The following is a 13,153-nucleotide window of genomic DNA, read 5'->3' on the forward strand; positions in this document are numbered from 1 at the left end:
GGTAAAGAGGGGACAGATCAGATGCTCATTGGAATCGGACGAATCGCGCTCGTCGCGCAAGCCAGCACCGCGGCCGTGGCGCTGGCGATGCTGTCGCAACCGGCCGTGGCGCAGACGCAGGCGGTGCGCTTCGACATTCCCGCCCAGCCGCTGGGCGACGCCTTGCAGGCATTCTCCAAGCAATCCGGATACCGCCTGCTGTATCCTTCCGCGAATCTCGCGACCAGCCGCGCGCCGGCGGTGGTGGGCAGCTATGCCGCCGAAAACGCGCTGGCGAAGATCCTGGAGGGCTCGCCGCTGCGCGTCGCCTCGATCAACGGCCGCGTCGTGGCGTTGACCGCGCGCGATCCGGCGCGTCCGGTTTCGCACCGCATCGCCACCCCGGTGCGCTTCGCGCCGCAGCCGCAGGAGGCTGTTGCGCCCGGTGCCGCCCCCGTCGCCTCGCAGGACGCCGACCAGACGCCCGCCACCGAGGTCGTCGTCGTCGGTTCCCAGATCAAGGGCGCCAAGGTCAACGAGGCGCTGCCGGTCACGCTGATCGGCGCGCGGGAGATCCAGGATACCGGCGCGGTATCCGGCGACGAGCTGTTCCGCTCGGTCCCGCAGTTCGGCGACGTGACGTTCAACAGCTCCTATCTGCCGCAGAGCAGCAACGCCGCGCGCGGCGACGTCGGCTCGGTCAACCTGCGCAACCTCGGCATCGGCAACACGCTCGTGCTGCTCAATGGCCGCCGCGTCGTCAACCACCCGACCAGCCAGGCGAATGACCAGCTCGTGCCGGTGCTGACCTACAATACCAACGCCATTCCGGTGAACGGGCTGGAGCGGCTGGAGGTGCTGCGCGACGGCGCCGCCGCCATCTATGGCGCGGACGCGGTGGCCGGCGTGGTCAACACCGTGCTCAAGACCGATTACAACGGCGGCGACATCTCGGTGCAATATGGCGGAGCGGAAGGCACGCGGCTGCGCGAGCTGAACGTCAACGGCGTGCTCGGCACCAATTTCGCCGACGGCAAGGGCAATATCACCCTGTTCGCCAGCTACGACCACGGCACCGGCCTGATGTCGACCGACCAGTATTTCACCGCCTCGTCCGACCGTCGCGGCCTGTTCGCCGACACGCGCTTCGCGGGCAAGTCATCGCTCGACAATCGCAGCACCACGACGCCCTGGCTCGGCGGTGTCGTCGGCTCGCCGTCGTTCTTCGGCAAGGTCACGTCCAACGGCACGGCGATCAGCACCGCGTCGGGCGCGTTCCAGATCCAGCCGGCGTCGCTGAGCGGCTGCACCATCTCGGTCGGCAACGGCCTGTGCCTCACCAACGGCGGCCTCAACACCGCGCTGAGGGAGGATACCGCGGCCGAGGGCACGACGGTCATCCCGCGCCTCAACCGCGTCAACCTGTTCCTGACCGGCCATTACGACTTCGACGACGTGACCGCGTTCTGGGAAGCAGGCTATTATTACGCCAAGACCCATGCGCAGCAGAGCCCGATCCAGACGCTCAGCTCGATCCCGATCACGGTGCCGGCGAGCAACTACTGGAACCCGTTCGGCCCCGTCACCTTCGCCGACGGCACGCCCAATCCGAACCGCCTGCCGGGGCTGAACATCCCGGCCAGCGGCCTTCCGGTGAAGATCGCCAGCTATTCCTTCACCGATTTCGGCCCGATCAACGTCGACGTGACGAACAAGCAGTTCCGCCTGCTGTTCGGGCTGCGCGGCGACTGGCACGGGTTCAACTGGGAAACCGCCGGCAGCTATTCGGAAGCGACCGTCAACGACGTCAGCGACAATATCTCGCGCACCAAGCTGAACGAGATTCTCGCGCTGTCGACGCCGGCCGCCTATAATCCGTTCAACGGCGGCTCGCTCGCCACGCCGTCGATCGGTGACGGCACGCCGAGCAACGCGACCAGCATCAACGCCGCGCGCCAGAAGCTCGTCCGTTTCGACAAGGCGACGCTCGCGACCTACGACTTCCGCCTGTCGAAGAAGGATCTCGTCGTGTTGCCGGGCGGCGACGTCGGCTTCGCGGCGGGCATCGAGGCGCGGCGCGAGACCCAGTACGACAATCGCGACGCGCGCATCGACGGCACGATCGACTTCCTCGATCCCTATACCGGCAATGCGGTCAGCGATTTCGCCAACCTCAGCAAGAACCCGGACACGCACGGCACGCGCATGGTCTTCTCGGCCTATGGCGAGCTGGCCGTGCCGGTGGTGTCGCCGGAAATGGAGGTGCCGCTGGTCCGCAGCGTCAATCTCCAGCTTGCCGGTCGCTATGAGAATTACAGCGATTTCGGCAATATCGCGGTGCCCAAGATCGCTGGTTCGTGGGATGTGGTGAAGGGCTTCCGCCTGCGCGGATCGTGGGCGAAATCGTTCCGCGCGCCGAACCTCGAGCAGGTCAACGCGCAGATCATCGCGCGCACCAACACGCGCACCGATTACATCTTCTGCCAGGCGGATCTCATCAAGGGCGCGATCAGCAGCTTCACGGACTGCGCCAATTCCACCGTCCCCGGCGCCAAACGCCGCCTGTCGGTGACGGCACTGCGCTCGGGCAACCCGGACCTCGATCCCGAGCGCGCGACCACCTGGTCGGTCGGCACGGTGATCGAGCCACCGATCCCCGATCGCTTCGGCCACCTGACGCTGACCGCCGATTTCTGGAACGTGAAGCAGACCGGGCTGATCGGCATCTTCGGCGAGGGCAATGCGCTGATCCTCGACTATCTCCTCCGCCAGTCGGGCGAGACCAACCCCAACGTGGTGCGCGCCGCGCCGACGCCGGACGATGTCGCCGCCTTCGCGGGCACCGGCCTCGCCCCGGCCGGGCAGGTGCTCTACGTCAAGGACCAGTACGTCAACCTGCTGCCGCAAACGGTGCGCGGGCTTGACCTCAACGCGATCTATTCGGTGCGCGACACCGGGATCGGCGATTTCAACGTCTCCGTGAACGTGTCGCACCTGATCAAATATTATCAGGACCCGTCGCCGGGCATCGCGGCGCTGCTCGCGGCGCGCGCGGCGGGGAAGATCGACAAGAATACCGTCATTTCCGGCGGCGGGAGCCTGCTGCGGCAGAACTCGCGCCCGGCCTGGAAATGGTCGGCGTCGTTCAACTGGTCGCTGGAGAACGTATCGATCGGCGCCTTCACCCAATATATCGGCAGCGTGGAGGACACGAGCATCGATTCGGCCGCGGCGCCGTGGGTGGTTGACGGGCAGCTCACCGGCAACCTCTATGCCGAATACCGCTTCACCGGCGCGCTGAAGGGGGCGAGCATGCGCTTCGGGGTGCGCAACATCACCAACGAAGCGCCGTCGCTCGCCGCCACCGGCTATCTCGGCACGCTCTATTCACCGATGGGACGTTATTGGTACGGCAACATGCGGTATCGCTTCTGATGCGTCGCCGGCTCGCGGGGCTGCTGCTCCTTTCCGCGGCTTTGTCGCCCGTCCCCGCGCTGGCGCGGACGGGCGAGGCCCCGCTGTTCGCCGTCACGCCGGAGGAAGCGAGCGCGCATGTGACGATCCGCCTGCCCGCCGCCGGGGCGGACGGGGTGCTCGGGCGTTTCCTCTACACCCCCTCGATCGCCGCCGGACTCGGCCAGCCGGATCTCGGCGCGGACCGCGCGGGGCTTGGGCAGACGCAGATCGTCGTGTTCCGCCGCGTCGGCAAGCGCGTGCTGGCGATGTTCGAGAATACCCGCTTCCGCGCGCTCTCCGGCGATGCCGGGGAGGAGCGCGCGGTGGAGGCTTCCTTCGCGCCGTCGGTGGTATGGTCGGGCGACCTAACCGACGCGCCGGACGGTTCGGTGTCGTTCGACCTTTCCGGCTTCCTGCTGCGCGACGCGATCGACATCGCCGGGCGGCTGAAGCGCGGCAAGGCGGGAACATACAAGCTGGCACCGACGCTCAGCTATGTCGACACGAAGGAAAGCGCCGCCTTCCCCGACAATGTCGAATTCCAGTCGGTGCTGACCTTCCAGACCGACGAGGCCGGGCCGGCGGTCAACCGCATCGTGCCGGACGCCAAGGCGATCACCTTCGCGATCCATCACAGCTTCGTCCGGCTGCCCGACGCCAATTTCCACCCGCGCGCACACGATCCGCGCAGCGGCACCTCGGCGCAGGTGATCCGCAACGATTACGCGGCCGAGCTGGACCAGCCGATCGTCTCGCGACTCGTGCGCCGCTTCCGGCTGGAAAAGACCGATCCCAACGCCGCGCGCAGCCGCGTGGTGAAGCCGATCGTCTTCTACGTCGACCGCGCCGCGCCCGAGGCGATCCGCGCCGCGCTGATCGAGGGCGCGCGCTGGTGGGCGCAGGCGTTCGACGCGGCGGGCTATATCGACGCCTTCCGCGTGGAGACGCTGCCCGAGGGCGTCAATCCGGCGGACGTGCGCTACAACGTCATCGCCTGGGTGCATCGCGCGACGCGCGGCTGGTCCACCGGCACCACGGTGGTCGATCCGCGCACCGGGGAGATCGTGCGCGGCGTCGTCCAGCTCGGCTCGCTGCGCGCGTGGCAGGATCGGCTAATCTTCGACGGCCTGATCGGCGCCTCCAAGGAAGGCACCGGCGCGGCGGACGACCCGATCGTGCTCGTCCGCGCCCGGCTGCGCCAGCTTGCCGTGCATGAGGTGGGCCATGCGCTGGGCCTCGCGCATAATTTCGCCGGCAGCACCTATGCCGGCCGCGCCTCGGTGATGGACTATCCCGCGCCGCTGATCGGCGTGAAGGGCGACCGGCTCGATTTCTCGAACGCCTATGCCACCGGCGTCGGCGCCTGGGACAAATTCACGATCCAGTGGCTTTACGGCACCGCGCCGCGCGGGACGGACGAGAAGGCATGGCTCGATGGCCTCGCCCGCAAGGCCGAGGCGGACGGCTACCGCAATGTCACCGACGGCGACACGCGCGGCATCGGCGACGCCCAGCCTTACGGCAATATGTGGGACAACGGGCCGGACGCGGTGGCGGAGTTGGCCAATGTGCTCGCGGTGCGCCGCATCGCCCTGTCGCGCTTCGGCCCCGCCAACCTGCCCAAGGGATCGCCCGGCGCCGACCTGCGCCGCATGATCGTGCCGATCTACCTTTACCACCGTTATCAGGTGACGGCGGTGTCGAAACTGGTCGCGGGCGTGGACTATAGCTATGCCGTCGCGGGCGACGGGCATGACCGGGCGGAGATCGTCCCCGCCGCGAAGCAGCGCGCGGCGCTGGACGCGCTGATCGGCACGCTCGATCCGAAGCTGCTCGATTTGCCGGACACGTTGCTCGCGCAGCTTTCCTCGGTCCAGCCGGGCACGCCCGATCCGCAATATGAGATCGAGCTGTTCCCTGCGAACACGGCCGCCGCCTTCGACCTGCCAAGCGCGGCGGAAACCGCGGCCGATCAGACGCTGGAGGCGCTCCTCGCGCCGGAGCGGCTCAACCGGCTGATCGAGCAGGCGCGGGTCGATCCGGGACAATTGTCGCTGGGCGAGATGCTCGACAAACTCTCCGCCGCCGTCGCGCCGACCGCGCGCGGCCGCGAGGGCGAATTGCGCCGCCGCGTCCGCGCGCGCTATGCGGTGCGGCTGGCGACGGTGATGCAGGACAAGCGCCTCTCCCCCACCGCGCTCGGCGTGGTGCGCGGCGCGGCGACGCGGCTCGGCGAGAGGCTGCGTGCCTGCACTGGCGACGCGACCGAGACGGATGCCTGCGCCTATCTCTCCGCGATGCTCACCGGCCCCAATGCGCAACTCCGCGCGCTGGCCGAGCCGGTGGCGAAACCGCCCGAGATTCCGCCGGGCGCGCCGATCGGCGACGACGGCATCTGGGAAGACGACTGGCTGACCGCCCCGCTCACGACGAGGATATCGCAATGAAGTTTTCGAGCCTTTCCCGTTCGGGCCTCGCCCTGCTCGTCGCCGGCGGCGTGATCGGCGCGGGGCAGCTCGCCGCCGCGCCGGGCGACGGCGCGACCGCGATCGTCGGCGCGACGGTGTTCGACGGCACCGGCGCCGCGCCGCAGATCGCGACCGTGGTGATCCGCGACGGTCGCATCGCCGAGGTGACGCCGGGCGCCAAGGCGCCGCGCGGTGCGAAGGTGATCGACGCGCGCGGCAAGGCGCTGCTCCCCGGCTTCTACGACCTCCATACGCACTGGACGCCCGCCGGCGAGCCGAACACCACGCCGCAGATCGCGACCGATTACGTCCGCTCTGGCGTCACCACCGTCAACGATTTCCACGAGCAGCCGGAAAGCTATGCGCCGCGCCGCGAGTGGCTGAAGTCGCTCGTTTCGCCGCACGTCAATTTCGCCGCGCGGATCAGCACGCCGGGCGGGCATGGCGCCGACTGGGGCGATCAGTCGACGACGATCTGGATCAACACACCCACCGCCGCGCGCGCCGCGATCGAGCGGCTGAAGCCGTACAAGCCCGATCTCATCAAGGCGTTCACCGACGGCTGGCGCTACGGCATGGCGCCGGACAACACCAGCATGGACGGCTGGACACTCCACGCGCTCACCGACGCGGCGCACAAGGCGGGGTGGAAGGTGCTGACGCACACCGTCACCGTCGATCGCGGCGTGCTGGCGGCGCGCAGCGGCGTGGATTCGCTCGCGCACGATCCGCAGGACCGGGATATCACGCCCGACGAGGTGAAGACGATCGTCGCGTCGAGGATGGCGGTGATCCCGACGCTCGCGGTCTATGATCCCGACAAGGGCGGCGCGAAGCCGGATGATCCGCGCTATCGCCAGGGTGTCATCAAGTTCGGCCATGCGCTGCACAATGTGAAAGTGCTGTTCGACGCCGGCGTGCCGATCGGCGTGGGCACCGACGCGGGGATGCCCGCGACGCCGCACGGCTCCTCTACCCTCCATGAGCTGGAGCTGCTGGTTCGCGCGGGGCTGACGCCGTCGCAAGCGCTGGTAGCGGCGACGCGGACAAGCGCGCAGATCATGGCGCAGGACGCGGATCGCGGCACGATCGCCCCCGGCAAGCGCGCCGATCTCGTGCTGATCGACGGCAAGCCGTGGGAGCAGATCGCCGACGTCCACAAGGTGTCGCAGGTGATGATCGACGGCCGGCTGGTGTTCGGCCCCGGCGCGCCCGCGCTGCCCGAGGCGAACCGCACGACGCACATGCCCGTCACCAATGTCGCGGCGCTGGTCGACGATTTCGAGCGGCCGGACAAGCGCAGCACGCTTGACACGCTGCGACTGGAAACCGGCGACGGCGGGATCGACCGTTCGGTGGAGATCACCCAGGTCGTGCCGCGCAGCGACGGCGGCCACGCACTCCAGCTCGCCGCGCGGATGGCGGTGAAGGACGGCGCCTATGCCGGCTTCGCGGTGCCGCTGACGCGCGGATCGGTGCAGCCGGTCGACGTGCGCCGTTACAAGGGCGTGCGCTTCGACATCAAGGGGTCGGGCGATTTCGCGCTGCGCCTCAACGGCTTGCAGGGAAGCTGGTCCGCCCCGGTAAAAGGCGCGGTCGGCTGGACGAGCATCGAGGTGCCGTTCAGCGCGCTCCAGCCGGTGAAGTTCGGCAACCGGCCGGGCAAGCCATGGTCGGGCGACGATATCGTCCAGGTCGAGGTCGGCGGCACGCGCCCCGGCGGCGAGACGATGACCTTCACCGTGGACAATATCCGCTTCTATTGAGTCTTCGCGGATGCGGGGAACGCGTTCAGGCGTTCCCCGTCAGCGCCTGCTCCAGCAGGCCGCGTCCGATCACCTTGAGCGCCAGTGTCTCCTCCGCGCCCTCGAAGATCGACAGCACGCGCGCGTCGATCCAGTAGCGGCTCACCGCGCTTTCCTCGGCATAGCCCATGCCGCCGTGGATCTGGAGTGCCTCGCGCGTCACCATCTCGGCCGAGCGGCAGGCGATCAGCTTGGCGAGGCTCGCCTCCATCCGCCCGCCGCCTTCGTCCAGCGCGCGGCCCACGGCATAGGCCAGCCCGCGACAGGCGGCGAAGCGCGCCGCCATCTGCGCGATCTTCACCTGCGTGAGCTGGTAATCGCCGAGCGGCGCGCCAAACACCTTGCGGTCCCCGGCATAGGCGATCGCGGCCTTCAGCGCCGCGCGCATCACGCCCAGCGCCCGGCCCGCCGTCTGGATGCGCCCGCCGGTCATCCCGGCCATCGTCAGGTAGAAGCCGCGTCCCAGCCCCGCTTCGCCGCCGACGACATTGGCGTCCGGCACGAAGAAATCCTCGAACGCCAGATCGAACGAATGCATCCCGCGATAGCCAACGGTCGGGATCGCCCGCCCGCGCAGCGTGCCGCCACCCGGCTGGGCGAAGGTGAACTCATGCCCCTCGAACGAGGGCTTCTCGACCAGCAGCAGGCTGAGACCACGATGGCCGAGCGAGCGATCGGGATCGGTGCGGGTGACGACCATCAGCAGCCCCGCCTTGCCGGCGAAGGTGCACCACGTCTTGGCGCCGTTGACCAGCCAGCCGCCTTCCGTCCGCGTGCCGCGCAGCGTCAGCCCGGCGACGTCGGAGCCGTGATCCGGCTCGGTGATCGCGATCGCGCACAGGGATCGCCCACCGCGATGCGCGGCAGCCAATGCGCCTTCTGCCCCTCGGTGCCGCCGGCCATCAGCGCGCGGGTGAGGATCTCCGGCCGGGTGATGAGACTCCCCGCCGCCGCCAGCGAGGCTTCGGACAGTGCCTCGGTCACCGCGATCATCATCGGGGTATTCTCGCCCGCGTCCGGCGCGGAGCCGCCGAAGCGCTCGGGGATCGACAGGCCGAACACCCCCATCTCGCGCATCGGCTCCAGCAACGTCTCCGGCACGGTGAGGTCGCGGCGGTGGATTTCCTCCGCCAGCGGCGCGACCACATCGGCGGCGAAGCGGCGGAAGGCGTCGCGCGCGATCAAACTATGCTCGTCGAGCGGCACGTCGCCCAGTTCGCCGGCCGCCTCCGACACCGCGCGGCCCAGCGCGGCGAGCGCCTCCGCCCCGCCCGCCTCGCGGCGCAGCGCCCGCACCGGCGCGGCGAGCGCGTCTAACGGCTCGGGCGACAGACCCGTCGCGAGATAGATGCCCTCCAGCCGCGTCAGCACCGCCGGCGCCACCTCGGCGGCGAAGGCGCGGCCGAGCGACGCATCGAGCGTGGAGCGTCCCTCCGCCATCGCCTCGCGCGCGGCGAGCAGGTCGGCATAGCTCAGCGCGAGATCGTAGGTGACCGCCTGATGCGCATCGAGCGCCGCTGCGTCGAGCCGCCCCTCCCGCGCGCAAGCCTCCGCAACCCCGCGAACCACCCGCGCCAGCGCCGCATCAAGCGCGTCCAGTGCTTCCATCCCCGACCCTCGCTCCATCGCCTCTCTCCGCTGAATATTTCACGATAGGGCAGAATTGAGCGCCGCGCCAGCGTGAGAATCTATCGGCGCGGCTCGCGTGGCCCGTTCGGTTTGCGCGCCCGATGCTTCCCGCCGGGACCGCCGGCATGGGGATGCGGGCGAGCCGGACGCGCATGACGCGGCGGCCCATCGCTGTCGCCGCGCGCGGCGGGGTGCGGCGGATTGTCGGACGGTTCGATCCGCACGTCCTGCCCTTCGCCATCCTTCCCCGCCGTGCGCGCCAGCGCGGCGTTGAACTTCGCGGCGATCGCGCGCGGTATCTGGAAATGCGTCTCGGACGGACCGATGCGGATCGCGCCGATCTCGTTGCGCGACACATGCCCGCGCCTGCACAGCAGCGGCAATATCCAGCGCGGATCGGCATTCTGCCGCCGCCCCACGTCCATGCGGAACCACGCCACCTCGTCGAAGCCTGGGCGATGCCGCTCGCGTTGCGCCGCGCGGCGCGCGTCGGGCGTGTCCTCGATCATCTCCTCCGGCTCGGGGAGCGCCGAGCGATGCGCGCGAACGAGGGCGGCGGCGATATCCTCCGGCGAGCGCTCGGCGAGCAGCTTCTCGCCGAGCAGCCGGTCCTCCTCGTCGAACGCCGCCGGCTCCAGCAGCGCCGCGAGCAGTCGCTCGCGGTCGCGCACGCGGATCGCCTCCGGCGTCGGCGCCGGTATCCACTCGGCGTTGATACGCGCGCCGCGCAGCATCGATTCCACACGCCGCCGCGCCGGATAGGGCACGACGAGCACCGCCGTCCCCTTCTGCCCGGCGCGCCCGGTGCGGCCGGAGCGGTGCTGCAACGTTTCCGCATCGCGCGGAATCTCGACATGGATGACGAGGCTGAGGCCCGGCAGGTCGATGCCACGCGCCGCCACGTCGGTCGCGACGCACACCGAGGCGCGCCGGTCGCGCAGCTCCTGCAACGCGCGGTTGCGCTCCGATTGCGAATGCTCGCCCGACAGCGCCACCGCCGCGAAGCCGCGCTCCAGCAACGTGGCGTGCAGCCGGCGGACATTGTCGCGCGTGGCGCAGAACAGCATCGCGGTCTCCGCGCCATGGAAGCGCAGCAGGTTGACCACCGCCGCCTCGATCTCGGACGGGGAGACGGTCACCGCCTGATAGGCGATGTCGCCGTGGCCGCGCTCCTCGCCGGTCGTCGCCAGCCGCAGCGCGTCGCGCTGATAACGTTTCGCCAGCGCGACGATCGGGCGCGGCATGGTGGCGGAGAACAGCAGGGTGCGCCGTCCCTCCGGCGTCGCGTCGAGGATCTCCTCCAGATCCTCGCGGAAGCCCATGTCGAGCATCTCGTCCGCCTCGTCGAGCACCGCGACGCGCAGGCCCGACAGATCGAGCGCGCCGCGTTCGAGATGATCGCGCAGCCGCCCCGGCGTGCCCACCACGATATGCGCGCCGCCACGCAGCGCGCGCCGTTCCTTCGACGGGTCCATCCCGCCGACGCAGGTCGCGATGCGCGCGCCGGCCCTGGCATAGAGCCAGCCAAGCTCGCGGCTCACCTGCAACGCCAGCTCGCGGGTCGGCGCGATCACCAGCGCGAGCGGCAGCTCGGTGAAGGGCAAGGTCGCCTCGCCCGCGAGCAGTTCGCCGGCCATCGCCAGCCCGAACGCCACGGTCTTGCCGGAGCCGGTCTGCGCGGAGACGATCAGGTCGCGGCCCTCCGCGGCGGGATCGGCGACGGCGGCCTGCACGGCGGTGGGCGCATCATAGCCGCGCTCGGCCAGCGCCTCGGCGATCGCGGGCGGGAGATTGGAAAAGGTCATGGAACTCACGGATCATCTGGCCGCGCGGGCGGCCGGGGGAACGGTATCAGCGGCTGCGAAACCGTTGAAGCGGGGTCGACATGAACGCTAACGGCGCGGCCGCTCCAAGGAGCGCCGCCACTGGCCCGTGTTGTCGTCGATCGCGCGCCTATATCATGCCCGCCGCGCGCGCGCCATCGCGGAATAGCGACCCGATCCGCGCTGGTAAAAAGATCATAATTCGTTACATCGTCTCGCTGTTCGCAACACATTCTCCTTGCCATGAAGCGGCGATAAACATAACATGTTAAGCGAATGGAGGCTATTCGCATGAGTGGAACTATGGGCGGCGTGGACGGGATGACCGGCGGTCAGGCGCTGGTCGCGCAGTTGATCGTGGAGGGCGCGAAGGACATTTTCGCGATTCCCGGCATCCAGCTCGACTGGGCGGTGGAGGCGATCCGCCAGCGATCGAACGAGCTGCGGCTGATCGTGCCGCGCCACGAGCAGGCGACCTCCTATATGGCGGACGGCTATGCCCGCACCACCGGCCGCGAGGCGGTGTGCATGGTGGTGCCGGGTCCGGGGATGCTCAACGCCCTCTCCGGCATCGCCACCGCTTATGCCTGCAACGCGCCGGTGCTGTTCATCGTCGGCCAGATCCCCAGCAACACGATCGGCGCCGGCCACGGCATGCTGCACGAGATTCCCGACCAGAGCGGGATGCTCAAGGCGATGACCAAGTGGCACGGCATCGCGAAGTCGCCCGCCGAAATCCCCGGCCTCGTCCACGAGGCGTTCGTCCAGCTCCGCTCGGGCACGCCGCGCCCGGTCGCGCTGGAGGTGCCGCCCGATGTGTTGCAGGCGACCGGCCCCGTCACGCTGCTGCCCCGCGCCGAGCGGGTGCGGCAGGCCCCGGCGGCCGACGCGATCGCCCGCGCCGCGCAGGCGCTGGCCGGCGCGCGCCACCCGGTGATCTGCGCCGGCGGCGGCGCGGTGGCCAGCGGCGCGAGCGACGCGATCCGGGCGCTCGCCGAGCGGCTCCAGGCGCCGGCGGTGATGAGCGAGGCCGGACGCGGGCTGATCGACGATCGCCACCCGCTCGCGCTGATCGGGCTGGGCGGCCGCGCGGTGCTGCCCCATGCCGATGTGGTGCTGGTCGCGGGCAGCCGCTTCCTCGACGGGACGGCGCAGCCGACCGACAGCCGCGACGGCGTGACCTATATCTACCTCAACACCAATCCCGCCCATATGGGCGCGCCGCGTGCCGCGGGCATCGCGCTCGAAGGCGACGTGCAGGCGGGCGCCGAGGCGCTGCTCGCCGCGATCGGCGCGGGCGAGGCGCCTTCGGCGGCCGATCGCGTCGTCAGGGTCAAACAATGGTGCGCGCAGCAGATCGACGCGATCCGCCCGCAACACGATTACGTCCAGGCGCTGCGCTCGACGATGGCGGACGACGACATCCTCGTCAGCGAGCTGACGCAGGTCGGCTATTATTCGAACATCGCCTTCCCGGTGTACGGCCCGTATCGCTTCATCACGCCGGGCTATCAGGGCACGCTCGGCTACGGCTTCAACACCGCCCTTGGCGCGGCACATGGCAACCCGGACCGGCGCGTCGTGTCGCTCAACGGCGACGGCGGGTTCAGCTGGGGGATGCAGGAGCTGGCGACGCTGGCGCGCGACCAGCTCAACGCGTCCATCGTTGTGTTCGTCGACGGCAAGTTCGGCAACGTCCAGCGCATCCAGCGTCGCGTGTTCGGGGCGGAGTTCGGCACCGATGTCGCCAGCCCGGATTTCGAGCTGCTCGGCCGCGCCTATGGCCTGCCGACGACGATCACCGACTCGCCCGACGGCCTGCGCGACGCGCTACGCGCGGCGAAGGAGCGCGGCGGCCCGGCGCTGATCGCGGTCAAGGTCGGCGAAATGCCCAGCCCGTGGGCGCTGATCCATCCGTTCGTCCCCTCCCCCGTCCCGGTGCCGCCGAACCCGCTCGGCGATCCCGCCTGACGCGCGGCGACGGAACAGCGGA

The 13,153-nt window shown here is 69.7% G+C and carries 7 protein-coding genes; 4 read left to right on the plus strand and 3 right to left on the minus strand.

All coding sequences use genetic code 11. The features are described from left to right. Positions 1-21: 21 nt before the first annotated feature. The 3 genes from F9288_RS20120 to F9288_RS20130 are packed head-to-tail and all read left to right on the plus strand — an operon-like array spanning position 22 to position 7,669. The gene (locus F9288_RS20120) at positions 22-3,414 is read left to right on the plus strand and encodes a TonB-dependent receptor (protein ID WP_254620982.1); all 3,393 of its coding nucleotides are present in this window, start codon (positions 22-24) and stop codon (positions 3,412-3,414) included. Then, entirely contained in the window at positions 3,414-5,882 is a 2,469-nt protein-coding gene (locus F9288_RS20125; RefSeq protein ID WP_174838411.1) for a zinc-dependent metalloprotease, read from the plus strand. The genes F9288_RS20120 and F9288_RS20125 overlap by 1 nt, the downstream gene beginning before the upstream one ends. Then, entirely contained in the window at positions 5,879-7,669 is a 1,791-nt protein-coding gene (locus tag F9288_RS20130; protein ID WP_174838412.1) for an amidohydrolase family protein, read from the plus strand. Before F9288_RS20125 ends, F9288_RS20130 begins: the two co-directional genes overlap by 4 nt. A gap of 25 nt (positions 7,670-7,694) precedes the next feature. Here F9288_RS20130 and F9288_RS21960 read toward each other — a convergent pair whose 3' ends face one another. The 3 genes from F9288_RS21960 to F9288_RS20140 form a co-directional block, all read right to left on the minus strand. After that, positions 7,695-8,579 carry an acyl-CoA dehydrogenase family protein gene (locus F9288_RS21960; RefSeq protein WP_217482558.1) on the minus strand — a complete coding sequence of 295 codons (885 nt, stop codon included), beginning with the start codon at positions 8,577-8,579 and terminating at the stop codon, positions 7,695-7,697. Further along, the gene (locus tag F9288_RS21965) at positions 8,495-9,316 is read right to left on the minus strand and encodes an acyl-CoA dehydrogenase family protein (protein WP_217482559.1); all 822 of its coding nucleotides are present in this window, start codon (positions 9,314-9,316) and stop codon (positions 8,495-8,497) included. Before F9288_RS21965 ends, F9288_RS21960 begins: the two co-directional genes overlap by 85 nt. An 80-nt stretch (positions 9,317-9,396) precedes the next feature. Then, entirely contained in the window at positions 9,397-11,142 is a 1,746-nt protein-coding gene (locus tag F9288_RS20140; protein ID WP_174838413.1) for a DEAD/DEAH box helicase, read from the minus strand. Between the two features lie 309 nt (positions 11,143-11,451). Here F9288_RS20140 and F9288_RS20145 point away from each other — a divergent pair, with 309 nt between their 5' ends. Then, on the plus strand, positions 11,452-13,131 hold the full coding sequence (locus tag F9288_RS20145) for a thiamine pyrophosphate-binding protein (RefSeq protein WP_254620983.1): 1,680 nt from the start codon (positions 11,452-11,454) through the stop codon (positions 13,129-13,131). Positions 13,132-13,153 lie beyond the last annotated feature (22 nt).

It is taken from the genome of Sphingomonas sp. CL5.1 (genome assembly GCF_013344685.1).
Taxonomy (GTDB): domain Bacteria; phylum Pseudomonadota; class Alphaproteobacteria; order Sphingomonadales; family Sphingomonadaceae; genus Sphingomonas.